Source organism: Microcystis panniformis FACHB-1757 (assembly GCF_001264245.1).
GTDB classification, from domain to species: Bacteria; Cyanobacteriota; Cyanobacteriia; order Cyanobacteriales; family Microcystaceae; genus Microcystis; species Microcystis panniformis.
Genome location: NZ_CP011339.1, coordinates 2,313,257 through 2,337,343, shown reverse-complemented (window position 1 = coordinate 2,337,343; position 24,087 = coordinate 2,313,257). Strand labels below are relative to the sequence as shown.

Below are 24,087 nucleotides of genomic sequence, written 5' to 3'. Positions count from 1 at the left end.
GTGCTGTAGAAGGGATTAAGAGAATTTCCGCCGCCCCGTTACTGGGTACTGTCGAAAACTCTGGGATCTACGCGATCAGCGATGCGGCCGATGGTCGCCACCAAGAGGATAAACCCTATGCTGCCACGGCCCAAGTGGCCCTTCAACAGTCCGACTACTGCGCTTGGAATATTTGGGCGAGTTTCCACGATCAACCAGCTTTACCCTTCCGTTATCAACCTTTAGGCGAAATGTTGACCCTCGGCATCGATGAAGCTACGATTAGCGGTTTAGGACTACAATTAGCCGGTCCCCTTGCCCATCTTACCCGTCGCTTAGTCTATCTCTACCGTCTGCCCACCCTTAACCATCAAATCGCCGTAGCATTCAACTGGATTACCCAACCGCTTCTATCCCTCATCTCTGAATAGCGAGTTCAGATATTCCTCCACTAATAAACTATCTCGATCGGTCAATTCCTGACCATCGAGACGATTTAAAAGCATTACTGCACCAAATAACTGATTATTAACCCTAATTGGCACAGCTAAAGCCGTTTTTATCCCCAAAGCCACCGCTATATCCTGACGAATGCGATTATCTCCTAGGGTTTGTCCCACCACCACCGGACAACTACCCTGGTAAACCACCGTACACAATCCCGACGTGGCAATATCTCCCCTTTTGCCGACAATTGCCCCGGTGTTTTTACCTGCACCCGCCCGATAATCAATACTATCACCGTCAAATAGGGCAATGATAACCGTTTCTGTTGGAATTAAACCTAAAATTTCTTCAGCAATGCGATCGAGATTAGTTAATTTTTCCATAATGGGTTAGGGGTTGAGGAAATAGAGTGTTATACTCAAAAAAACAGCAATTCATTAACTTTAGTCTATAGTTTGTGAACTGAAGTCACTAACCCCGCCCTAAAAGGGGCGTGCCTAAACCAATTTAGGCGACGCAAGTAGAGACTACCGCATCGAGACACAATCTGGCACAGACCTCCGAATACTTCCCTAGTTCGGATTCCCTCTCAGCTTTATTGGTAAAGCGTTGTTAGACAAGACATCTTGATTGTGTTGCGGTAAGGGACTTTAACTTCACTCTTAAGGATTATCTCCATGGCAAGAGTTCCTGTTATCTCAAAAGACGGAAAACCGTTGATGCCCACCAAACCCAGTCGTGCCAGACGGTGGATTAAAGAAGGAAAAGCTATCGGTAAATTCAACGATTTAGATATTTTCTATGTCCAGCTAACCGATGAACCTTCTGATAGTAAAACCCAACCGATTGCTATTGGTATTGACCCGGGGAAATTATTCTCTGGAATTGGTGTTCAATCCTCCCTTTTTACTCTTTGGAAGGCTCACTTAGAACTTCCTTTTAAACGAGTAAGAGAGCGCCTGGACAATAGACGGTTAATGCGAAGAGGACGTAGAAAAAGACGGATTAACCGCCAACTTTCTTTTAATCTAAGAGCGCATCGACAAAAACGATTCTCAAATAGAAGACAAGGAAAATTAGCTCCCTCAATCAGAGCTAATCGTCAACTTGAACTTCGAGTCGTTTCCGAACTAACCAAAATCTATCCAATTACCGATATTTACTTTGAGTACATCAAAGCCGATATTGATCTAACTTCTGGTAGAAAAGGAGCTAAGTCTGGAAAAGGTTTCTCGTCGGTTATGGTCGGACAAAAATGGGCTATTGAGCAACTGTCTCGATTGGCAACAGTCCATACTCGCTTTGGTTGGCAAACCTCTAATCTCAGAAAATATTTGCGACTAGAAAAGTCGAAAAATAAAGCAGAACAATCACCAGAAAGTCATGCTAACGATGGAATTGCTCTTGCCTGTTTTCAATTTTTAGATTATTGGCCATTTCACAATACTAATGGACATGGATATGATTGGAAGGGTTATGTTAAAGTAACAAACGCTCCCTTCGCTGTCATCAAACGTCCTCCTATTAGTCGTCGTCAACTTCACCTGATGGTTTTTTCTAAAGGTGGTAAACGACGTAAATATGGTGGCTCTACCACAGGACATGGGTTCCGTAAAGGAGATTTAGTTTCTTCTCCCAAAGGGATTGGTTATGTCAGTGGAGATACCGAAAAACAGCTATCTGTAAGCGATACCAATGGTCAACGATTGGGACAGATAGCTGTTAGCAAGATTCAGTTAATTCGTCGTTCTAACGGTTTAATTGTTTCTCGCTAACTTATATAAAGCCGCCCTCCGCTATCGCTAAAGGGCGGGGTTTCAGACCCATTTTTTCGATGAAAGATAACACCCCCAGAGTAACAAGTCTCAAATCTTATCTTCAGCATTTGCCTCAAAATGCGTCGGAAGCTATTGTTAGCACCAACTTTGCACCTTACCTGATATCATATTTAGGATTTTCAACCACGGAGATAATTCCACAGTACGACACGGGAGGCGGTGGGATTACCGACTTTGCCACTCGGAGAAACCTAGAAAACGATATTTTTTTGCAGACAAAGAGTAATCCTTTTCTGCTGATAGAGTTAAAGGGTAGAGATATTAACCTAACTGAAAATAGTCCAAGTTATAAGGCAACTGTCGATAAGTTAAAGCGTCAGTTATTAGGGAATAACTGTCAAGCAGCCCAATGGGGAATTATCACTAACGGTTCACACATCCAGTTATTTAGAAAACATGGTAAAATCATTTTTCCTGCCACTACTTGCATAGCAATAACTCCTGAGAACATTGATGAGACTGTAGCTCGGATCAAGACAAAAATTGACAAGACTCCCAAAGCATTAACGGTTACTGTTTACAATAATAAAGGCGGTGTAGGCAAAACCACCACAACCATAAATCTTGCGGCTATTCTTGCTTTTTTAGGTAAAAAAGTTCTAGTTTTAGACTTTGATTTTAATCAACGAGATTTAACTAGCTCTCTCCTAAATATAAACCCAGAAGATGGCCTACTAGAAAAGGCTTTAACTGACCGCAATATTGATCTAAAATCAGTGATTCGTCCCTATATCTACATTTTTCAGACTAAAAAATTAAAAATTACTTTCGATGTTGTTCCTGCTGATCCTAAAATGGCAGAGTATCCGGAATTTCAGTATAATTCTCAAATGAAAATATTCACTCTCCATAGAAAATTAGACTTAGCTAGATATGAATATGATTACATCTTTATAGATGCAGCTCCCAATTGGCGATTTCCTAGCCAGCTGGCTGTTTATGCTGCCGATGTTGTCCTCTTACCCACAAAACATAACAATTCATTCTCCCTTAATAATGCAGCCACTGCCATCAAGGAGTTTCTGCCGCAAATGCAAAATTTTAAAAAAGATGGGACTCCCATAGCCTTACCAATTTTTTTCAACGGTGAGAAGATTACTCAACCACAGTTAGAGCTTGCCCAAAAAGAAATTGATCAAATACTAGAAAATGACAAAACCCTTTTACCTTATTTTTATCCCAGATACACTGATGCCAAAAAAGATTTACATATTCATCACCTGCCAGAATACGCTATTATAGCCAGTGCTGCCTTCGCTCGCGTGCCGGCCGTTTATAAACATCGTTCCGCTCATGACTATTACAAAGACTTAGCAAAGGAGTATTTTTTACAATGATGGAATATACCGATATTGGTACTTTAAAGTATCTATACCTAGATGAAATAGAAATTACTAATGGAACCGATGCTGATAGTTTTTTAATTGAAGCTACTGCTAAACTATTACAGCAGACAGGTGGACGCAATTGGCTGCCTGTAATCGTGAAAGAACTATCAGAGGATCGCTATGAAGTTATCGGCAACTCATTTGTTTATGCTGTGGCTGAAAGGGCTGGACTAGAAAGAATTTGGTGTATTATTGCCGATGGAACAGAAGATGCTAGGAATATATCCAGAGTTTTGGCAAGAGAAGAAACCCCAAAACTAAATCTGTCAACAGCTTCAAGAGAAGAAATTAAATCTGCTTTACAGTTCTTGATTGAACAACCGAATAGCCCCCTAAAAACAGTTAAATTAGCCACTGCTACTGCTAGGATTGATGAAGCTCCCCGTCAATTCTGGAAGAGTTTAGATTCAATTGTTGCCCTCAAGTGTGGAATTACAAAAGGGAAGGGATTAGATTTACTCAAAACTCTCTTTTATCTCACTCCTCAAGATGCAGTGATTGAGGAGTTTTCAGAAGAAACTCTCAAACTCAAGACTGTTTCTGAATTAAAGACTCTAGCCAAAGAAAAAGGAATCGTTGGTTTAAGCAAGATGAAGAAAGCAGAGCTAGTCAGAATATTAGCGCAATAGAAAAAGGAGTATCAATTATGAGTTAGGAAGTGGGAAGTATTTTCAGTGAACAGTAAACAGTAATCAGTCGGGGTAGGGTTGATTCATGAATCAACCCTACCTTGAATCAACCCTAGAACGTAGGTTGGGTTGAAGCATGAAACCCAACGCCCGATCATGTTAGGCTACTGCTAACCCATCCTACAAATAATTGTGCCTCCCTACTTATAACAAATCACTCCACTATCAATTATGAATTATGAGTTAGGAAGTGAGAAGTATTTTCAGTGAACAGTGAACAGTAAACAGTGAACTGAAAACTCACATCTGATAACTGATAACTGATTCAAGATGGGAAGTATTTTCAGTGAACAGTGAACAGTAAACAGTAATCAGTGAACTGAAAACTTACATCTGATAACTGATAACTGATAACTGATACTAAATCCAGTTATTAAAAACTGATTATTTAGGGCTTGCTGAATAATGGTAAAACCCTTTTAAAATAAGGCTTTTGACCTGTTAAAGTCCGATGTTCATGCTGCGAAAATAGGATTGGGACTTTCAAAAACCTTGCATTATCCTTCTTGTAGTACATCGCTTGGTACACAAAACAAGGGCAACAAAGCCTGAAACGACTGGCTACTGACGACCGGCTACTGACTCCTACCCCCAGGAAAAACTTTTTCAGCAGACCCTATTTATTCTCCGTTTTGCCTTTTGCATGAGTAGAAAACGGGTTTCTCGGAGAAACCCGTTTTCTGTGCGTTACTCAACGGATTTAGTATGATAACTGATTCAAGGCTGCCTCCTGTCTCCTGTCTCCTGTCTCCTGTCTCCTGTCTCCTGCCTCCTGAATTCGTTAGCCCTTCAGCAATAAATCGCTAATTTCCGACTGACAATGACCAATTAAACGATTAAGGGCTTTTTTTCCTTGTTTACCTTGATAATCTGAGCGATCGCTTTCAGTAATTCCATAGGGACGACCGATCGCCACCTTGACACGATGATAAAAGACAACGGGATGCCAACCGTCTTGATCGAATAAAGGTTCCGTGGTATCTAACCAGCGCAGCAAACGCACGGGAAAAGGACTAATAACAGTTTCCGACTCGGAGAGAATAGCCACAGGTAAGACCGATAGATTCTCCACGGGACAACGCAGGGCTAAATGGGCAAATCCGCTTTGAAAAGGGCTAATTTGACGAGGAGCAGTCAAATTTAACATCGGCGATCCACCTTCTGGAAATAAACCGATCCATCGTCCGGACTGTAAAAAATCCGTTGCTTGCCGAAAAAAAGTCCGGTGGCGTTTTTCAGGGGTATCAAAGGGAAAACAGCCCAATTCTCCGATTAATTCCCGCAAAAGCGGCGTTTTTCCCATGTAGTGATGACAGGCGATCGGGAGAGTTTTGCCCAAAGCTTGAATTAAGATCGGCGCGTCCAAAAAGCTACGATGGTTACTTACCACGATCGCCACTCCTTGGCTGGGTAGATTTTCTTGACCGACGGTAAACAGACTCGTGCGCGTGGTATCAAGAATTAAACGAGAGGTGGATAGGGGGGTAAGCAGCTTCATGGAAAAAAAAAATCGGCCTTAAGATTGTTTTTATTGACTTAGACTACAACTAAAGGATAAAACAGAATTAGAGGATCATAAAATATAAGGGATTGTGTCCCAATCATCTACGGATCAGCCTCGGGGCAGCCTCGTCTATTTAAAAAAATAAATTTCATGAATGATTTAAATGAGCGAAAAACATTTGCTTTAACAACACCTCTTTATTATGTCAACGATATCCCTCACATCGGTAGTGCCTACACAACGATCGTAGCGGATGTTATGGCACGATGGCAGCGGTTACAGGGCAATTCTGTCCTCCTAATTACAGGAACCGACGAACACGGACAGAAAATCGAACGGACTGCGGCAACCAAAGGACTCGCTCCCCAGGAACACTGCGATCGCATCGCCACCAGTTTTGCCAATCTCTGGGCAAAGCTACAGATCCAGTATGATCGCTTTAGTCGTACCACTGCCCCCCGTCATCAGGCAATTGTTAACGAATTTTTTGAAAGAGTCTGGGAAAAGGGCGATATCTATCTCGATCGCCAACAGGGTTGGTATTGCGTCGCCTGTGAAGAATTTAAGGAAAAAAGAGAACTGTTAGATAATGGCTGTTGTCCCATTCATACTAATCTGGCCGCCGAATGGCGCGACGAGGAAAACTATTTTTTCCGTCTCTCTAAATATCAGACGCAACTAGAACAACTTTACCAAGAGCAACCCGATTTTATTCAACCGGAAAGCCGACGTAATGAGGTTCTCAACTTCGTTAACCAAGGACTACAGGACTTCTCCATTTCTAGGGTTAATGTGGCTTGGGGGTTTCCCATTCCCCACGATGGTCAGCATACCATCTACGTTTGGTTTGATGCCCTTCTTGGCTATGTTACCGCCCTTCTCGACCCGGAAGACGAACCCACCCTAGAAAATGCCTTGGCCAAATGGTGGCCGATCGATCTGCATCTGATCGGTAAAGATATATTAAGATTCCATGCCATTTATTGGCCGGCTATGCTAATGTCGGCGGGTTTACCCTTGCCCAAAAGAGTGTTCGGCCATGGCTTTTTGACCAAAGACGGGCGGAAAATGGGCAAAAGTCTCGGTAATACCCTCGATCCCTTCGATTTGGTTGAGCGCTATGGGGCCGATGCCGTCCGTTACTATTTCGTCAAAGAGATTGAATTAGGACAGGATGGCGATTTTCAGGAAACCAGATTTGTTAATATTCTTAACGCGGATTTAGCCAACGATTTAGGCAACCTCCTCAATCGCACCCTAGGCATGGTTAAAAAATACTGCCAAAATATCCCTCCCCAGTTGACTGGCGTAGATATCCCCAACGATAATCGTCTTAAGAATATGGGGATCAATCTAGGGGTCATTGTTGAACAGAAGTATGATGCGCTACAATTTAATCAAGCCTGTGAGGAAATATTGGCGTTAATTCGCGCTAGTAACAAGTTTATCGATGAGAGTGCGCCCTGGAGTTTATTTAAACAGAAACAACAAGCAGCGGTAGAACAAGTCCTCTACGCAGTTTTGGAATCAGTAAGACTCTCTGCCTACCTACTCTCACCGATAATACCGACCTTGAGCAGTAAAATTTATCAACAACTAGGTTTTGTTATTGATTTTAATACTTTCAGGTCGGAGGATGGGGAAAACTCCCCTGATGGTGTCTCTTTTTCCCAACACTGTCAATGGGGATTACCCACAAATCCACAACTAGGAACACCTGAACCGATCTTTTCTAAACTAGAACTGCCGTTAAACGATTCCTAAAGGAATTTTTTGATAACTCTATTTTTTAAGGTCTGTTGTCCTTTGGGATACAACTGGCAAACACCCAACACTAAACTTTTAACAAACGAGGAAAAATAAAATGTTTGATGATTATGACACGGCCCCAGTCTTCACCCCCGAACAAGTGCTAGAAAATCGCGGTCGTGTGGCGATTTTCATTGATGGTTCTAATTTATTTTATGCGGCCCTGCAATTAGGTATCGAAATTGACTACACCAAATTACTTTGCCGTTTAACTGCTGGTTCTCGTCTCTTGCGCGCCTTCTTTTATACTGGAGTTGATCGCACTAACGAAAAACAGCAGGGATTTCTCCTCTGGATGCGTCGCAACGGTTATCGAGTCATCGCTAAAGATCTAGTACAATTACCCGATGGTTCCAAAAAAGCCAATCTTGACGTGGAAATTGCCGTGGATTTAATGGCGCTAGTGGGTTCCTATGATACCGCAGTAATTGTCAGTGGTGATGGGGATTTGGCCTATGCTGCCGATTCCGTCAGTTACCGTGGTGCGCGGGTGGAAGTGGTTAGTTTGCGATCGATGACCAGTGATAGTTTAATTAATGTAGCCGATCGCTATGTTGATCTAGATCAAATCAAAGAAGAAATTCAGAAAACCAGCAAACATCACGTTGGTTATAATAATTTCCCCGTCAGCGTCTTAGACCAAGATCGTAGCAGTCGCTAGAAAAATTCGGCAAAAATCAAGTTTAAGGTGGGTAATTCCCACCTTTATCAGTTATCAGTGATCAGTTATCAGTGACCAGTTATCAGTTATCAGTTATCAGTTATCAGTGATCAGTTATCAGTTATCAGTTATCAGTTATCAGTGACCAGTTATCAGTTATCAGTGATCAGTTATCAGTGACCAGTTAAGTAGGTAGGCACAATTATTTGTAGGATGGGTTAGCGGTAGCGTAACCCATGCGGGCGTTGGGTTTCATGCTTCAACCCAACCTACGTTCATTTTATATTTAATTCCACCCACCTACTTATCAGTTATCAGTGACCAGTTATCAGTTAGCAGTTATCAGTTAGCAGTTAGCAGTTATCAGTGACCACTCCCCATCTGCTGCCTCCTCAATTAAGCGATACTACTGCGCTTTCTCGCTTCCTTATAAGATGTTCCCACATCCTGTAAACCGACTTTAATCATTTGTTGTTCCAAAAGAGCAAAAAAACGCAAGCGATCGCCACCTTTAATCACTGCTAAATTGTGCGCTTCCGCTAAGGCGATCGGATAACCATAACCTTTTAACACCTGGGCCAGTAAAATACTCAAAGAGCGATCGAGTAATTCTCGCTCCTCCACCACCCAAGCAGGAACCTCTACCCTAGCGATTTCCGTCCCCACATGGAGATAACAGAAGTAAATGCGATGTTCATCCCCATAAAGATCGAGTATTTTCAAAGAACTGCGCCAAAAAGGACTTCTTTGCCCCGGTTCCAATAAATAACCCCAGAGAGAAGCATCCCGGAGAGGATCGACAACGCGACAAGGGGTTTTTTCTGGGTCTAAATCACCGCAATTGATCAAGCAATTGGGAGTATCATGGGGACAAGATTGTAAACGCAGGAAATTTAAGCCTTCCGTGCTACGAGAAGCACTAATATAACCCATAAGCGGGATTCTAGCTGATTTTAAATCGTCCCAAGACTGAAAAATCGGTGGCAAAATTAAATCTTTTGCTTCCGGGGGGAGACTATCGATAAACCAATAGATCAAAGAACCATCCACGAGGGCTAAATTTGGTTCATAATGGGCCCCAGGGGGTTTTACCCAACGAGTAGCCATTTCTGCTAACATTTGGCTTTCTAATACCGTCCGACGATAACTCATCCACTCATCCACGCGAATACCCCACTGTTTAGAAATGTAGAGGTCTTCTGATTTGTAATAGACTTCGGGAATGCTATCGAGGAGAGGGTGCAAATTTTGACCATAGTGCAACATAATCCTACCGATATTAATTAGATAACAGTAGGCGATTTCGTGGTGAGAAGGGGCAATTTGGGAACCATCCGTGGCAAAAACGCTATGACTTTCGGGAGCGGGAAGGATAGTAATGCGGGTGTCGAGAGGTTCGATCGGTAGCGCGACAGAGAAAATTAGGCGATCGTGCCAGTTATGATAGAGTTCTAGCAGTTTTTCCTGTTGCTGTTGAGCTTGTTCTAAAAGAATTTTAGCCCTTTGCACTCGCTCGCGACTAGCTGTCACTTCCTGTTGAAAATGTTGACTGATTCCTGGCATTTTTGCCGCTAATTTCGCAAGATCGAGCATAACTATCCTCTACCTGACTTTTTTTGATGTTATCGCAATTTCCTGTCTCTAATGCTAAATTTGTCAATTATTGCCAAATTTATGCTTAGTAATCTCCGCTTACAGCAGTTATCTTAATGGTGAGATAGGAAGTTTTCCTTTTGGGGAGTCGCTCGTCAATACCAAAAAGGAATTCTGCGTATTTAGACAATATTTCTCCTTAAGATCATTATAGTTTTGATAAGAAATAATTTGCTCATGTTGCATTCTACCCACAATAATACCAGGGTGTATTCCTATTTGTTCGGCAAATTGATTAATAGCTTTTTTACTGGGAGAATTATTGGCGATAAATCTCTGCCAATCTCTGGAATCAATTAAGAAATTAGCTGCAAAAACATCCGCCTCTTTTTCTTTAATTGTATCTTGAATATCTTGCCCCTCTAAAAATAAAATTCGTTTCCCATGTAATAAAATATGACCAGCTTCATGAAAAAAAGAAAACCAAAAATGATCATTTGTTTTGTATCGATCGCTCAATTGAATTAAAGCTGTCGGCTCTTCTAGGTTCTGTGTGAGCATGGTATAATAGTAACACAGAACAGTAGGTGGGTTATGTGGATAAATTTTGATCAACTCCTCGATTTACCAAATGTAACAGTGGTCAATTATCAAAAAATTGCTCAGACAATTTTCCTAAAGCTTGCTCTTTTAAATGAAACAATTGAATGTCCGAATTGCCATCAAACCTTAGACAGAATCAATCAGACAGAGTATAATCTAGTCAGAGACTTGTCAATATTAGGTAATCCAGTATATTTAGAAGTACCACGCCGTCAGTTTCATTGTCAAAAGTGCCAAAAGTATATCAGCGAAAGACTGAGTTTTATGAGATTAAGACAGCATCATACAATTCGCTATGAATCGATGATTTATGAGAGAGTAAAAAATTGTAGCATCGAAGAAATAAGTCGAGAAGAAGGGTTAGGATGGTCAGAAGTTGAGTTAATATTTAATCACTGTGCTAAAGAACTAGAAAAGGAAGAGTGGGAAGCACCAGAACGAATAAGCTTAGATGAATTTAGTAACTTAAAAGGACATAAAGATTTCATCACAACGGTCGTAGATATGGACAAGAAAATTTTACTAGATGTGATTAAAGGACATAAGCAAGAAGAATTAATGGAAGCCTTAAAAGCACAGCCAGACGCAGTTCGGGAGAAAGTGAAAGAAGTGAGCGTCGATATGTGGTCAGGATTTACAGCAGTGATCAAGGAATTATTTCCCAATGCTAAAATCATCTATGACCGTTTTCATGTAATGGCTATCATCAATGACGAGCTTAATAAATTGAGAAAGTTAATGGGGGTGCATGAAAAAGGATTACCTCATTTATTATGGAAGAATAAAGAGGACTTAAAGGACGAGCAAAAACAACAACTAGAAGTTATCTTAAAAGAACATCCATGCTTAGGAATAGCCGGGGAAATGAAAGAAGAAATTAGACAAATTTATCAAAGTAGTAGAACGTTCAGAGGTGCTGAGAGAAAATTGGAAAAATGGATAAGAATAGGCGGGATATTATATGAAAGTAGTGCCAGGATGATCCAGAAGCATTTGCCAGGTATTTGTAATTACTTTGAAAATCAGACAACCAACGGATTAATTGAGGGAATGAATACCAAAATAAAGCTTATTAAAAGAATGAGTTATGGATTTACCAATTTTGAACATCTTCGACTTAAGCTGTTTGCTTGCTTTAATTCATAACAAAAATTAACACACGAAAACCAGAAGAGCCAGCTGTCTGAGAACCTAACCAACGGGTAGCACCGCATAGCCTTGTTTTCGGAAGTTCAGGAACAAAAACCAAGGCAACTCCCGCTGCCGCACAAAGCTCGATCATTTGCGGTTGAAATACTTCGATCGACTTAACAGTTAACGAACGAATTTGCTGCAAGGCATCTGTGAATTTCAACTCGTTGTAATCAGCACAATTAATTTTCGATGCTTCTATTTCTCCTTGACGTAACCATGCTGTTATTGCCCCTTGATCGCTATCAAATGCTTGAGACTTTCTAAAATCAATCGATAAATTTATCCCCCAAATCTCCTCCCATTGCTCAGGGGAAACAACGGCAAAAAAATTCAAGCTCTCCCGTAATTGCTCTATTTTATCCTCATAAAACTTGAGCCAGCCTAGTTTAGTCATCTGCCGATAAGGAATTTGTTTTAACCAGCCTAAATAACCTTTTAATCTTTGATTCTCGTTTTTTCTTGCTAAATATTCCCGATAAAGTCTTTCGCGCTCTATCCAGAAACTGGCGGGAGTTCCTAACACTAACTCTATCTGTAAAGCGGTATCGATAGTAATCTCCGCTTTACCTTTTATGATCTCATTGATAGTCTTTTTCGGTCTGCCCATACGTTGGGCAAGTTCCGATTGAGACATATTTCTTTCTTCTAGGATTTCGGCAAGGGTTTCTCCCGGTGGAGAAATAAAATCCGGTGCATATCTGTTCTCAATAGTATTAGTCATGGGTGTCATCTATGCCAATATACTTTGCACGGCTACAACTTGCATTTTTTACTCAAGGACAATAATATAGTTTAAGAGTCATAATTAGAAGCAAAGCACTCATTAAAAACATGATTAACCTAGAATTCACGGAAGAAGAAAAGAACTCACTGTATTATGAAAGATTTCATCATCCCCATCCCCGGGTTCAACTGAAGATGGAAGTTCTCTGGTTAAAAAGCCAAAAGATACCGCACCAAAAAATTTGTCAGTTAGCAGGAATCTCGCCAAATACCTTATTAACCTATCTTCGCGATTATCAAGAAGGCGGAATAGAAAAATTAAAAGAAATCAACTTCTATCGCCCTAAAAGTGAATTAGAGTTTCAAAAAGAAACCCTCAAAAAATACTTCGAGAAAAATCCAGCAGCCACAATAAATGAAGCTGTATATAGGATAGAAGAATTGACGGGAATAAAACGAAGTCCTACCCAAGTGAGAAAATTTTTAAAATCAATGGGAATGAAATGTTTAAAAGTAGGTTCTCTTCCTTCTAAAGCTGACCCAGATGAACAAGAGGACTACAAAGAAAAAAAGCTAGAACCCAGACTAAATGAGGCAAAAGAAGGAAAAAGGGCTGTTTTTTTTGTTGATGCCGCTCACTTCGTCATGGGAGCATTTCTCGGTTTTGTTTGGTGTTTTGAGAGACTTTTTGTTAAGTCACCGAGCGGGCGTAAACGCTTCAATGTTTTAGGAGCATTAAATGCAATAACTCATGAAGTTATTCTGGTAACATATGAAACTTATATTACGGCAACTCAAGTCTGTGAACTCCGGTCAAAAATAGCTGCTTTAGGACTAATGATTCCCATCACTCTAGTCTTAGATAATGCCCGCTATCAAAAATGTAAAATTGTTGAAGAATTGGCTCTTTCTTTGTCAATAGAGATGCTCTATCTGCCGTCTTATTCACCTAATCTAAATTTAATTGAAAGGCTGTGGAAATTGGTCAAAAAGAAATGTTTATATGGTAAATATTATGAGAACTTTTCTGACTTTTCTTCAGCTATTTATGAATGTCTGAATGATGCCCATCTGAAACATAAAAAAGAACTGGATTCCTTGCTGACTCTACGATTTCAGAAGTTTAATAAATCTCAGATTATGAACGTCTAAAGTATAATTACGACTGCGGTTACTTTCTTCCAATCAATTCCCCCGTCTGCTTTTCGAGGAATCGGTATATTAGCTGGCTCAAAAATTAGTCTGAAGGGATGAACTAAATCTAGGGATAGTTGTCCAGCACGGTTATATAATAATTCGTGGCAACGTCCCGGCAGCGATCGCATTTACTCTAGGACAATAACTGCTTTTAAGTCGTCGAGTCTTTGCCTGATTTTCTTAGCCATCTTCTCTCCATACTGTTTTTTCAGTAGTCTTTGGCTATTGCATTCGTTCTCAAATTTTTTTTGGCTCTTCGGTTTATGTTATGCAATGAACGGGGGTTATAGAGGATGTAACCCTTGTATAGAAAGGCATTTAGCGATTTTTGTCAATTATTTTTCTCTAGAGCGAACTAATCAATTAAGTCTCTTGCCAGATAAGGATTTAGTCGATTTATGCTCCCCTATCGAACCATACCAAGTAACGAAGAGCCTTTTTTTTCCTTAAAGACAATATCCATTGTAGATGAACCTTGGAATATTGTTAACCTTTGAGGTTAACAATATTTTATGATAGCCTCTGGTGCATCCAGTACAAAAGCTCTAAATATAGCGTTAAGAGCTAATAGTCTAGACACCAGTTCTGAAAATGAGGTTAGCTAGAGACAGTTTTTCAGATATTGGCCGATTAATCAGGTGATAATTATCGCTAAAATTGCACCATCAAGCCAAAACAACGAAGCTGTAATTTTATCGCCTAATAACGCCCGAATTGAGTGCCACCGCCGCCCAAGAAAAAGACAATCTCTAACCTCTAAACCGGAGAAAAGCACCACAAGCGACTTGACAACAGGAGCGACAATTTGCTATAATGACCTTTTGTCAACGATTTGACCTTCGGTAATAGGAGTTCAGAGTAACCTTAGATACAGCCCTATCATGCCCACCATTCAGCAATTAATACGCGACGAAAGATCCAAAGCGAAAAGAAAAACCAAATCTCCCGCCCTCAAACAATGCCCCCAACGTCGGGGAGTTTGTACAAGAGTATATACCACCACACCGAAAAAACCCAACTCAGCCCTACGGAAAGTGGCTAGGGTACGTTTGACCTCTGGATTTGAGGTGACAGCCTACATCCCGGGCATTGGTCATAACCTACAAGAACACTCCGTCGTCCTCATTCGGGCGGTCGGGTCAAAGATCTACCCGGAGTCAGATATCACATCATTCGCGGCACCCTCGATGCCACCGGGGTGAAAAACCGTCAAAAGGCGCGGTCTAAGTACGGAACCAAACGCCCCAAACCCGCCGCTAAATAAACAGGGAATTGATTAACCAAAAAAATACTCCCACCGAGTCGGTCAAAGTTAACCCAAGAGACCGAAAACTCGCAGGAGGGGGTTTGAGATGGGCTGTAATCATCCGACTGTCAAGCAAAAGTTAAAGTTAACCTAGAAAATTCAGGAATATTCCGATGTCTCGCCGTAAAAACGTCAAAAAACGTCCTATTCCCCCCGATCCCGTTTACAATAGCTGTTTAGTCAGCATGACCATCCGCCGGATTATGCGCTCGGGCAAAAAGTCCCTGGCCGCTAACATCGTTTACGATGCCCTGAAAACCGTCGGCGAACGTACCGGTCAAGAACCCCTAGAAGTATTTGAAAAAGCCGTTAAAAACGCCACTCCCCTGGTGGAAGTGAAAGCCCGCCGGGTCGGTGGAGCCACCTATCAAGTACCGATGGAAGTACGGAGTAATCGCGGTAGTACACTGGCACTACGTTGGTTAGTCCATTATGCCAGAACCAGAGGCGGCAAAACCATGGCAGGTAAACTAGCTAACGAGATCATGGATGCGGCCAACGAAACCGGCGGCACGATCAAAAAACGGGAAGAAACCCACCGGATGGCAGAGGCCAACAAAGCCTTTGCCCACTATCGTTACTAAGAAAGATACTTTAAAGATACTTTAAGGGCGGTGGACTACACCGCTGCCGCCAAAAAACTGTCAAGAAAAGTATAGAATTGTAAATAGTGTAAAAAATCCTAGAACAAAACCCCATCACTGGCAAGCAAAGCAAGGAGGTTGCTGTGGCACGGACTATCCCGCTAGAGAGAGTGCGAAACATCGGAATCGCCGCTCACATAGACGCGGGCAAAACAACGACAACAGAAAGAATCCTGTTCTACACGGGAGTCGCTCATAAACTGGGCGAAGTCCACGACGGAACGGCAATTACCGACTGGATGGAACAGGAACGGGAGCGAGGAATCACGATCACCGCCGCCGCCATCAGTACCAGTTGGCAAGATCATCGCATCAACATCATTGACACCCCCGGCCACGTCGATTTCACCATTGAAGTGGAACGTTCCATGCGGGTACTCGATGGCGTGGTGGCGGTTTTCTGCTCTGTTGGTGGTGTACAACCCCAATCGGAAACCGTCTGGAGACAAGCCGATCGGTACAAAGTACCCCGGATTGCCTTTATCAACAAAATGGACAGAACGGGAGCGAACTTCTTCAAAGTTTACGAACAATTAAGAGATCGCCTTAGAGCTAACGCCGTTCCCATCCAAATGCCGATCGGCGCGGAAAGCGAACTGAGCGGGATCGTTGATCTCGTCAAGATGCGCGCCTATATATATAAGGACGATCTAGGCAAAGACATAGAAGAAACCGACATTCCCGAAGACTTATTGAAAAAGGCCGAAGAATTCCGCGTGCAGCTGGTGGAGGCTGTAGCGGAAGCGGATGAAGAACTCCTAGAAAAATATCTAGAAGGTGAAGAACTCACCGAAGCCGAAATCAAACGCGGTCTCAGGGAAGGGACGATTGCTGGTACAATTGTTCCCGTCCTCTGCGGCTCGGCTTTCAAAAACAAAGGGGTACAACTGCTCCTCGATGCCGTCGTCGATTACCTACCCTCACCCTCGGAAGTAGCCGCCGTTAAAGGGGTTCTCCCCGATGGCAGCGAGGCAATCCGGGAAGCTAAGGACGATGCGCCCTTCTCGGCCCTGGCCTTCAAAATCATGGCCGATCCCTTCGGTCGTTTAACCTTCCTGCGGGTCTATTCCGGTGTACTAGCCAAAGGCAGCTACGCCTACAACTCCACCAAAGGAACCAAAGAACGGATCGCTCGCCTGATCGTCCTCAAATCCAACGAACGGATTGAAGTGGATGAACTGCGCGCCGGTGATCTAGGAGCGGCGATCGGACTGAAAAACACCATTACCGGGGATACCCTCTGTGATGAGAAGAACCCGATTATCCTAGAATCCCTCTTTATCCCCGAACCGGTTATCTCCGTGGCGGTGGAACCGAAAACCAAACAGGACATCGAGAAACTCAGCAAAGCTCTGCAAGCTCTCTCCGATGAGGATCCCACCTTCCGGGTCAAAGTTGATCCCGAAACCAATCAAACGGTAATCGCTGGGATGGGAGAACTGCACCTGGAAATCCTCGTCGATCGAATGCTCCGGGAGTACAAAGTCGAAGCAACCGTGGGCGCTCCCCAAGTTGCCTATCGGGAAACCGTCCGCAAACCCGTGCGGGCCGAGGGTAAATTTATCCGTCAAAGTGGCGGTAAAGGACAGTACGGCCACGTCGTCATTGAACTGGAACCGGGTGAACCGGGTTCGGGCTTTGTCTTCGTCTCCAAAATTGTCGGTGGTGCTATCCCCAAAGAATACATCAACCCGTCAGAACAAGGGATGAAAGAAGCTTGCGAATCGGGGATCGTAGCGGGTTATCCTGTCATCGACCTGAAAGCAACCCTGGTAGATGGTTCTTTCCACGATGTGGACTCCTCCGAGATGGCCTTTAAGATTGCCGGTTCCATGGCGATCAAAGAAGCAGTGATGAAAGCTGCTCCTGTTCTCCTAGAACCAATGATGAAAGTCGAGGTGGAAGTACCTGAAGACTTCATCGGTAACGTCATCGGTGATCTTAACTCCCGTCGGGGACAAATCGAAGGTCAAGAAACCGAGACCGGCATCGCCAAAGTCTCCGCTAAAGTTCCCCTGGCGGAAATGTTTGGTTACGCCACTGATATTCGCTCCAAAACCCAAGGACGCGGCATCTTCACCATGGAATTTAGCCATTACGAAGAAGTCCCCGCAACGTGGCCGAGACGATTATCACCAAAAGTAAAGGGAACGGTTAATCAGTGACCAGTGACCAGTGAGCAGTGAGAATAAACCGATCATTTAAATTCGATCGGTCAACTCTAATAACTGCTAACTTAAAACTGATCTCCGGTAACTGATTACTGTTCACCCACCTGAAGAAGAAAAAAAACAAAGGAACAGAAAGTAAATGGCACGCGCTAAATTTGAACGGACGAAACCCCACGTTAACATCGGTACGATCGGTCACGTTGACCACGGCAAAACTACCCTCACCGCCGCTATCACGATGACCCTAGCGGCTCTGGGTAATGCCCAAGCTAAAAAATACGATGAAATCGATGCCGCTCCCGAAGAAAAGGCTCGCGGGATCACCATCAACACCGCTCACGTTGAGTACGAAACTGCTGATCGCCACTATGCACACGTGGACTGCCCTGGCCACGCCGACTATGTAAAAAACATGATCACCGGTGCGGCACAGATGGACGGTGGTATTCTCGTGGTCTCGGCTGCTGATGGCCCGATGCCCCAAACCCGGGAACATATCCTGCTGGCTCGTCAGGTGGGTGTACCTAACCTTGTGGTCTTCCTCAACAAAAAAGATATGGTGGATGATGAGGAATTACTGGAACTCGTGGAACTGGAAGTGCGCGAACTTCTCAGCAATTACGAATTCCCCGGCGACGATATCCCCATTATTGCCGGTTCTGCTAAAGAAGCCCTCGACTACATGACCAAAAATCCCAAGGCCCAAAAAGGCGAAAACGAGTGGGTAGATGCGATTTATGAATTAATGGACGCGGTAGATAGCTATATCCCCACCCCCGAACGGGCGGTAGATAAACCCTTCCTGATGGCGGTAGAAGACGTATTCTCGATTACCGGTCGGGGGACGGTAGCTACCGGTCGGATCGAACGCGGTATTGTGAAAGTGGGTGATAACGTGGAATTGGTCGGGATCAGAGCAACTCGCCCCACCACCGTTACTGGGATCGAAATGTTCAAGAAAAGTCTCGACCAAGGGATGGCCGGCGACAACGCTGGTATCCTCCTGCGTGGTATCCAAAAAACCGACATCGAGCGCGGCATGGTGATCGCTAAACCGGGTACAATCAAACCCCACACCCAGTTTGAAGGTGAGGTATATGTGTTAAGTAAAGAAGAGGGTGGTCGTCACACTCCTTTCTTTAAAAACTATCGTCCTCAGTTCTATGTGCGGACAACCGACGTAACTGGCACTATCCAAGACTACACCGCCGATGATGGCAGCAGCGTAGAAATGGTCATGCCGGGAGACCGGATCAAAATGACCGTGGAACTGATCAACCCGATCGCTATTGAAGAGGGTATGCGCTTCGCTATTCGCGAAGGTGGTCGTACCATCGGTTCTGGCGTTATCTCCAAAATTATCAAGTAGGCTGATCTACTAATTAACGGGGCAGTTAATGACGAAAAACTGCTCCGTTACTGTCTTTATTTTGTACCTTGACAATTGCAATAGGTGAAATTATGGCTACGTTACAACAACAGAAAATTCGCATTCGTTTGAAAGCTTTTGACCAGCGCTTACTCGATACTTCCTGTGAGAAGATTGTCGATACTGCCAATAGAACTAACGCCACAGCGATCGGACCGATCCCCCTACCGACAAAAAGAAAGATTTATTGCGTCCTGCGTTCCCCTCACGTTGACAAGGACTCCCGTGAACATTTTGAAACCCGCACCCATCGCCGCATTATTGATATTTACCAACCCTCTTCTAAGACAATCGATGCTTTGATGAAATTAGATTTACCCGCAGGGGTTGATATTGAAGTTAAATTGTAAAAAATGTCAAAAAGATGTTATCGCTAACATCTTTTTTTCTTAGAGACTCTTTGTTATGGTGTTTCTCGTCTAGTTTTTGTGGACGAGAATCGCTATTAAATACCCCAGCAGCCCATCAAGGTGGCGGTTGCTCTTTAGATATGGTTGGCTGAATAAATCTAAAAACCTTGTTGGATAAGACTTTTAGACTTTTTTGACCTCAAAAAGTGCCAGCCATTGGAGGGATCGGGGCGAAAATTCCTGGACTTTTTCCCTGAAAATTAGGTAATTGACCGTCTGAAAATGGGTAAAACCCTACACCCCACACCCCACACCCCACACCCTGCCCCCACGAAAAACTTTTTCAGCAGACCCTAAATATTGATACTATTGGGGATGCGAGAGGGTTTCAGGAAAATATAAGGCGTAAATCGGGTTAAATTGCGCCGATCGATCTGATTTTCGATCGCCTTTAATTTAGCTTGGAAAACCGCCAAAATCGGGTAAGTGCGTTGATCTGGGAAAGCACTTCGGGATGGATAGCCAAAACGGTTAAATTGAAAAGCTGTTAAAGTCTGCATAATTTCCAATTGATAAGCGGCCTGGGCCTGGGGGGGCAAAAGACGGAGAATATAATCTATATCCACCTGCTCAGCTGCTTTGGGAGGAGATTGATAACCCGCTAGGGGAATATTCGGGCAAAAGGCGAGATAATCGTATTGAGGATAATTAACCGCCGCGTGTTGTGGTCCGGCCACAAAAATTATCTGGGTGACAACTTCGATTAATTTGGCCAAAGTGTCTAATTCTCCTTCAGAAACTAATTTTTTGATGCCTCCACCTTCAGGTGACATCAATGTTCGCACCCAAGCTTGTAATTCTGTATCCTCATTTACGTCCGCATCGGAAGTATAGTAAAGACTTAGGTAATCTTTGACGTAGGTTTCCGTTGCTTGCCAAAGTAAGAGAGCATCGTCTCGGTAGGGGTAATCTGGTAGTAGCGAGGTATCCTGGACTTGGCGCAATTCTAATTGCTTTGGTAGGGCATAATCGGCGAAATTATCTAATCTTTGACGATAGGAACTCTTAATTAGCTCGATCGATGCTTCTAGCGTCCCCGCTAATAGACGATCAACGAATCCGCCGGGGTTAATTAACTCGCTCTCGGCTAAACTATTAATAGCGAGGGTAAATTGAAAATGAGGTCTTAATAGAATTGCCAGAGGATGATTAAGTGCTAACTCGGTAGCTGTGGCTAAAACAAAAGCTTCCGCTACTAAATGGGTATGGCTGAGGTGACTAACTAATTCATGGTGATTTCCGTCGGCAATTTGGACGAAAATTTTCGCCATTAACCAATTAAGTCCGTCATCGGGGGTATAGATGCGCTGATTAGGTTGAGTCGGATCTTGATATAATTGAATGGCAACTGGTACTAATCCCCCTTGACCCCGTAAACCTCTAGCACGCCAACAGAAAAGGACAAGAGGTGCTGTTACAGTTTTCATACCCTTTTGATAACTGCCTAAAGTTAGGTTGTTTAGGGGGCATAATCTGCTAGAAATAAGTTACCCTTAGCGGCTTCCGAGGCAATGGTTTTATCAGGTCCCATGGCTTTTTGGAAGATAGCATCGCTGACGGGAAAATTATCCGGTAAGCTGCTAATCCGCGGATGACCATGGGATTTGCTCCCGCTAATCTTTGGTAGGCAAAACTTGTGTTAGATTGCCAAGTTTTAATGCTTGTGGGTTGGGGAAGGATGGGAAAAAGTTCTTCGTAATCTTCTAATTTGTCGAAGGGATCAAAGACGTTTTCTATTCTCGTGGCCACGCCATTGGCAATTAAAGCACTGAAACCTTTACCCCGCATTACTTGATAGGAAATAGAAAAGTTTTCGTGGGTAGGTAAATCTTTGACGAGGGTGATACCATTAACGGAATCATAGATGTACACTTGTTTTTGTCGTCTTAATAGCTCTTGTCTTTTGGCTGGATCAGGATCATTTTGGGGTAGCGATGGTGTCAGCAAAGTAACTCCTTGTCTAAAAAATTATAACTTAAAAAGTTTAGTCTTTTTCATGACAATAATAGGCTAGTCAAGGTAAGTAATTACCTCCAACAAAAGGGTCTTTTGAGGTAAATTACTGGCTAGATATAGTGTCATCTATTATATACAGTTACAACTGGGTTAGATTCCCGAAATATTGCCTCTGTTTGCAAAACTTAATATATTAAGCTTTTACGCATTTAAGTTACATTGACAGCATTACCCTTATTTTTAAGTTTTCTACTCCATTTAATAATCAATCCCCTTCATTTAAAAGCTGATTGACTACTTTTTCCAGTTCTTCTTTATTTTCAAATTCTCGATTAGCTATGTACTCTTTAGCGGAATGCCACAATAATTCTATTAGGTTGTAATCTGGACTATAAGCTGGTAAAAACTCTAGCCTAATATTGGGCAACTCTTTTTCCACCTGCTCAATAACATCTTTCTTTTTGTGATAACTAGCATTGTCTAATATGATGATAATTTTCGGTCCTTTTTCTCGAAAATCTTCGGGCAGATTTCCCAAGTTTATCCATTCTTGACGAATCTCTTCATGAAGTTTCTTTAATTGTTCATGGAAAGTTTCTGAATTTCCTTTTTTGATCATAAAACAGACTCGTTTTTTGTCATTATATCTTAAGGCTCCCATCACATTCACCCTTCCTCTTTTTCTTTGTCCATTCACTTTTTTTCGCTTTCCTTTTTTTGTCCAAGCTCTCCTTCTTATTACTCTCAAACTAAATCCACACTCATAAGGGGCTGTGTGGCGAACCTGCGTCGCCACCTTGAAAGCCCCGTCCCAAAACCATACCTGGATTGACTCTGGCTTTTCTTTAGCCAACCTTAAATATTCATCTAATTTTTCTTTAAATGCTTTTCTTAATTTCTTGTCTTGCTTATCTTCTAGACTATATTTCGCCCAGATATACACATACTTTTTTCTTCTCAATATTCTTCTCACTTGCGAGCCACTCAGTTTAATTCCTGTTTCCTTTTCTAGATGCTCTGCTAATCTTGCCGCTGTCCATCTCCCGAATTCATATCCAAATTCCTTCGGGTCTTCATCAACTATTTTCAATAGTAAATTAATATATTCCTCTGTGGCTTTTTTATGATTTCCATTTTTTCTCCCATCTTCTAGACTTTCTAAATTGTTAGGATCGCCGTGAACACACCAAGGGGCGACCGTTTTGAGTGAACAGCCAATAAACTCAGCTATTTCTCGTTGAGTTTTTCCGTCGTTTAGCAAGAGAAACATTAAAATTCTTTCCCTAACCTCTGCTCTTTCTTCTTCTTTAAGAGCTTTTTGTAAGTTTTTCTTTTCTTCTAAGTCTAGGAAATCTTTGGCTGGCATAAGTAGGATTTTTCTCAAGTTACTATTTCTATTTTAGGTGGTTTAAGTGCGTTTTAGCTTAGTTCTTGGACTTATGAGGTTTAAAGTTGCTGGTTTGAGGTTGGGGAGATTTTATCAGTGAACAGTAAACAGTGAACTGAAAACTCGCATCTGATAACTGGTAACTGATAACTGATTACTGAAAATGCTGACTGCTAGAATAACTGATCGCTAGACCGTTTGTAGGGGAAAACCTAAAGCTTCTCGTTGCTGTAAATACAATTGAGCAACCTGTCGAGCTAAATTGCGAATTCTGCCGATATAACGGGTTCTTTCAGCTACAGCAATCACACCTCTAGCATCGAGTAAATTAAAAGTATGGGAACATTTAAGAACATAATCTAGACTGGGAATCACCAGAGAGCGATCGATTAATTGTTTAGCTTCCTGTTCATATAAACTGAATAAACTAAACAATAACTCAGGATTAGAAGCCTCAAAATTGTAGGTACATTGTTCGATTTCATTTTGCAGGAAAATATCACCGTAGAGGATATTTTCATTCCATTGAATTTTATTAATTGCCTCTACATCTTGCAGATACATGGCCAATCTTTCTAAACCGTAGGTAATTTCGATCGCCACGGGACGACAATCGATACCCCCACACTGTTGAAAGTAGGTAAACTGGGTGATCTCCATACCATCTAACCACACTTCCCAACCCACACCCCAAGCGCCGAGGGTGGGAGATTCCCAGTTATCTTCCACGAAGCGAATATCGTGATCTTCTGGGTTAATTCCTAACACCCGCAGGGAGTCTAAATAGATATCCTGAATATTATCGGGAGAGGGTTTAATTAGGACTTGATATTGATAGTAATGCTGAAAACGATTGGGATTTTCGCCATAACGGCCATCCGTAGGACGACGACAGGGTTCCACATAGGCAACAGCCCAAGGTTCCGGACCAATTGCCCTTAAAAAAGTGTGGGGACTCATGGTTCCTGCACCTTTTTCGGTATCATAGGGTTGAGCAACTAAACAACCGCGATCAGACCAAAATTCATTTAATTTAGCGATAACAGCTTGGAAAGTTAAAGACATGGGGAAAAAGTAAAAAAGCAGATTAGGGGTTGGGGAAGTGGGGTGTAGGGTGTGGGGTGTAGGGTGTGGGTTGTAGGGAGATGGGAGGTTGGGG

General features: G+C 42.6%; 16 protein-coding genes and 7 pseudogenes. 13 read left to right on the top strand and 10 right to left on the bottom strand.

Annotated elements, in window-relative coordinates:
* Window positions 1-41: 41 nt before the first annotated feature.
* Window positions 42-410, top strand: a pseudogene (locus VL20_RS11220) (NAD(P)/FAD-dependent oxidoreductase); the annotation flags it as partial.
* On the opposite strand, the gene VL20_RS11215 reads toward VL20_RS11220, so the two are convergent.
* On the bottom strand, window positions 390-809 hold the full coding sequence (locus tag VL20_RS11215; protein WP_052276549.1) for a GAF domain-containing protein: 420 nt from the start codon (window positions 807-809) through the stop codon (window positions 390-392). The pseudogene VL20_RS11220 and the gene VL20_RS11215 overlap by 21 nt on opposite strands.
* Window positions 810-1,103: 294 nt before the next feature.
* On the opposite strand from VL20_RS11215, the gene VL20_RS11210 reads away from it, so the two are divergent.
* The 3 genes from VL20_RS11210 to VL20_RS11200 are packed head-to-tail and all read left to right on the top strand — an operon-like array spanning window position 1,104 to window position 4,281.
* Entirely contained in the window at window positions 1,104-2,201 is a 1,098-nt protein-coding gene (locus VL20_RS11210; RefSeq protein WP_052276548.1) for an RRXRR domain-containing protein, read from the top strand.
* A gap of 59 nt (window positions 2,202-2,260) precedes the next feature.
* A complete protein-coding gene (locus VL20_RS11205; protein WP_052276547.1) occupies window positions 2,261-3,601 on the top strand; it encodes an AAA family ATPase in 1,341 nt (446 codons plus the stop codon).
* Window positions 3,598-4,281: a Rho termination factor N-terminal domain-containing protein gene (locus tag VL20_RS11200; protein ID WP_002758822.1), complete on the top strand. Its 684-nt coding sequence runs from the start codon at window positions 3,598-3,600 to the stop codon at window positions 4,279-4,281. The genes VL20_RS11205 and VL20_RS11200 overlap by 4 nt, the downstream gene beginning before the upstream one ends.
* Window positions 4,282-5,122: 841 nt before the next feature.
* On the opposite strand, the gene VL20_RS11195 is transcribed toward VL20_RS11200, so the two are convergent.
* Window positions 5,123-5,839: a lysophospholipid acyltransferase family protein gene (locus VL20_RS11195; RefSeq protein WP_002758823.1), complete on the bottom strand. Its 717-nt coding sequence runs from the start codon at window positions 5,837-5,839 to the stop codon at window positions 5,123-5,125.
* Window positions 5,840-5,995: 156 nt separating this feature from the next.
* Here VL20_RS11195 and metG point away from each other — a divergent pair, with 156 nt between their 5' ends.
* Window positions 5,996-7,609 carry a methionine--tRNA ligase gene (gene metG, locus VL20_RS11190; RefSeq protein ID WP_052276546.1) on the top strand — a complete coding sequence of 538 codons (1,614 nt, stop codon included), beginning with the start codon at window positions 5,996-5,998 and terminating at the stop codon, window positions 7,607-7,609.
* Between the two features lie 100 nt (window positions 7,610-7,709).
* Window positions 7,710-8,315 carry a LabA-like NYN domain-containing protein gene (locus tag VL20_RS11185; RefSeq protein WP_002739868.1) on the top strand — a complete coding sequence of 202 codons (606 nt, stop codon included), beginning with the start codon at window positions 7,710-7,712 and terminating at the stop codon, window positions 8,313-8,315.
* Window positions 8,316-8,711: 396 nt separating this feature from the next.
* Here the strand turns inward: VL20_RS11185 and VL20_RS11180 are convergent, their stop codons facing one another.
* Together VL20_RS11180 and VL20_RS11175 are read right to left on the bottom strand one after the other, a co-directional pair.
* Complete coding sequence (locus VL20_RS11180; RefSeq protein WP_004162837.1) at window positions 8,712-9,908, bottom strand: DNA double-strand break repair nuclease NurA; 1,197 nt, start codon at window positions 9,906-9,908, stop codon at window positions 8,712-8,714.
* Between the two features lie 108 nt (window positions 9,909-10,016).
* Window positions 10,017-10,445: pseudogene (locus VL20_RS11175) on the bottom strand (ImmA/IrrE family metallo-endopeptidase); the annotation flags it as partial.
* A gap of 57 nt (window positions 10,446-10,502) precedes the next feature.
* Here VL20_RS11175 and VL20_RS11170 point away from each other — a divergent pair.
* Window positions 10,503-11,657, top strand: a complete 1,155-nt coding sequence (locus VL20_RS11170) for an ISL3 family transposase (protein ID WP_052275591.1) — start codon at window positions 10,503-10,505, stop codon at window positions 11,655-11,657.
* A 31-nt stretch (window positions 11,658-11,688) separates the two neighbouring features.
* Here the strand turns inward: VL20_RS11170 and VL20_RS11165 are convergent.
* Window positions 11,689-12,426 (bottom strand): annotated as a pseudogene (locus tag VL20_RS11165) (HigA family addiction module antitoxin); the annotation flags it as partial.
* 110 nt (window positions 12,427-12,536) lie between these two features.
* On the opposite strand from VL20_RS11165, the gene VL20_RS11160 reads away from it, so the two are divergent.
* Window positions 12,537-13,580 carry an IS630 family transposase gene (locus VL20_RS11160; protein ID WP_052276545.1) on the top strand — a complete coding sequence of 348 codons (1,044 nt, stop codon included), beginning with the start codon at window positions 12,537-12,539 and terminating at the stop codon, window positions 13,578-13,580.
* On the opposite strand, the pseudogene VL20_RS28210 reads toward VL20_RS11160, so the two are convergent.
* Window positions 13,577-13,837, bottom strand: a pseudogene (locus VL20_RS28210) (type II toxin-antitoxin system RelE/ParE family toxin). The gene VL20_RS11160 and the pseudogene VL20_RS28210 overlap by 4 nt on opposite strands.
* 669 nt (window positions 13,838-14,506) lie before the next feature.
* On the opposite strand from VL20_RS28210, the pseudogene rpsL reads away from it, so the two are divergent.
* The 5 genes and pseudogenes from rpsL to rpsJ form a co-directional block, all read left to right on the top strand.
* Window positions 14,507-14,802 (top strand): annotated as a pseudogene (rpsL, locus tag VL20_RS11155) (30S ribosomal protein S12); the annotation flags it as partial.
* A 242-nt stretch (window positions 14,803-15,044) separates the two neighbouring features.
* Entirely contained in the window at window positions 15,045-15,515 is a 471-nt protein-coding gene (gene rpsG, locus VL20_RS11150; protein ID WP_002758831.1) for a 30S ribosomal protein S7, read from the top strand.
* Window positions 15,516-15,658: 143 nt separating this feature from the next.
* Window positions 15,659-17,733, top strand: a pseudogene (gene fusA, locus VL20_RS11145) (elongation factor G).
* A 152-nt stretch (window positions 17,734-17,885) separates the two neighbouring features.
* Entirely contained in the window at window positions 17,886-19,115 is a 1,230-nt protein-coding gene (tuf, locus tag VL20_RS11140) for an elongation factor Tu (protein ID WP_052276543.1), read from the top strand.
* Window positions 19,116-19,207: 92 nt separating this feature from the next.
* Complete coding sequence (rpsJ, locus tag VL20_RS11135) at window positions 19,208-19,525, top strand: 30S ribosomal protein S10 (RefSeq protein WP_002740287.1); 318 nt, start codon at window positions 19,208-19,210, stop codon at window positions 19,523-19,525.
* Window positions 19,526-19,878: 353 nt separating this feature from the next.
* Here rpsJ and VL20_RS11130 read toward each other — a convergent pair whose 3' ends face one another.
* From VL20_RS11130 to glyQ, 4 genes and pseudogenes are all read right to left on the bottom strand, one after another.
* The gene (locus tag VL20_RS11130) at window positions 19,879-21,012 is read right to left on the bottom strand and encodes a lipoxygenase family protein (RefSeq protein ID WP_284526098.1); all 1,134 of its coding nucleotides are present in this window, start codon (window positions 21,010-21,012) and stop codon (window positions 19,879-19,881) included.
* 49 nt (window positions 21,013-21,061) lie between these two features.
* Window positions 21,062-21,532: a hypothetical protein gene (locus tag VL20_RS32570; protein WP_284526097.1), complete on the bottom strand. Its 471-nt coding sequence runs from the start codon at window positions 21,530-21,532 to the stop codon at window positions 21,062-21,064.
* A gap of 218 nt (window positions 21,533-21,750) precedes the next feature.
* Window positions 21,751-22,907: pseudogene (locus VL20_RS11125) on the bottom strand (IS630-like element ISMae23 family transposase).
* A gap of 210 nt (window positions 22,908-23,117) precedes the next feature.
* Window positions 23,118-23,993, bottom strand: a complete 876-nt coding sequence (gene glyQ / locus VL20_RS11120) for a glycine--tRNA ligase subunit alpha (RefSeq protein WP_002786801.1) — start codon at window positions 23,991-23,993, stop codon at window positions 23,118-23,120.
* Window positions 23,994-24,087 lie beyond the last annotated feature (94 nt).

Excerpts from the sequence above, each read along its gene's own strand:
- VL20_RS11215 (WP_052276549.1), bottom strand. The coding sequence starts at position 809 with ATGGAAAAATTAACTAATCTCGATCGCATTGCTGAAGAAATTTTAGGT.
- VL20_RS11210 (WP_052276548.1), top strand. The coding sequence starts at position 1,104 with ATGGCAAGAGTTCCTGTTATCTCAAAAGACGGAAAACCGTTGATGCCC.
- VL20_RS11205 (WP_052276547.1), top strand. The coding sequence starts at position 2,261 with ATGAAAGATAACACCCCCAGAGTAACAAGTCTCAAATCTTATCTTCAG.
- VL20_RS11200 (WP_002758822.1), top strand. The coding sequence starts at position 3,598 with ATGATGGAATATACCGATATTGGTACTTTAAAGTATCTATACCTAGAT.
- VL20_RS11195 (WP_002758823.1), bottom strand. The coding sequence starts at position 5,839 with ATGAAGCTGCTTACCCCCCTATCCACCTCTCGTTTAATTCTTGATACC.
- metG (WP_052276546.1), top strand. The coding sequence starts at position 5,996 with ATGAATGATTTAAATGAGCGAAAAACATTTGCTTTAACAACACCTCTT.
- VL20_RS11185 (WP_002739868.1), top strand. The coding sequence starts at position 7,710 with ATGTTTGATGATTATGACACGGCCCCAGTCTTCACCCCCGAACAAGTG.
- VL20_RS11180 (WP_004162837.1), bottom strand. The coding sequence starts at position 9,908 with ATGCTCGATCTTGCGAAATTAGCGGCAAAAATGCCAGGAATCAGTCAA.
- VL20_RS11170 (WP_052275591.1), top strand. The coding sequence starts at position 10,503 with ATGTGGATAAATTTTGATCAACTCCTCGATTTACCAAATGTAACAGTG.
- VL20_RS11160 (WP_052276545.1), top strand. The coding sequence starts at position 12,537 with ATGATTAACCTAGAATTCACGGAAGAAGAAAAGAACTCACTGTATTAT.
- rpsG (WP_002758831.1), top strand. The coding sequence starts at position 15,045 with ATGTCTCGCCGTAAAAACGTCAAAAAACGTCCTATTCCCCCCGATCCC.
- tuf (WP_052276543.1), top strand. The coding sequence starts at position 17,886 with ATGGCACGCGCTAAATTTGAACGGACGAAACCCCACGTTAACATCGGT.
- rpsJ (WP_002740287.1), top strand. The coding sequence starts at position 19,208 with ATGGCTACGTTACAACAACAGAAAATTCGCATTCGTTTGAAAGCTTTT.
- VL20_RS11130 (WP_284526098.1), bottom strand. The coding sequence starts at position 21,012 with ATGAAAACTGTAACAGCACCTCTTGTCCTTTTCTGTTGGCGTGCTAGA.
- glyQ (WP_002786801.1), bottom strand. The coding sequence starts at position 23,993 with ATGTCTTTAACTTTCCAAGCTGTTATCGCTAAATTAAATGAATTTTGG.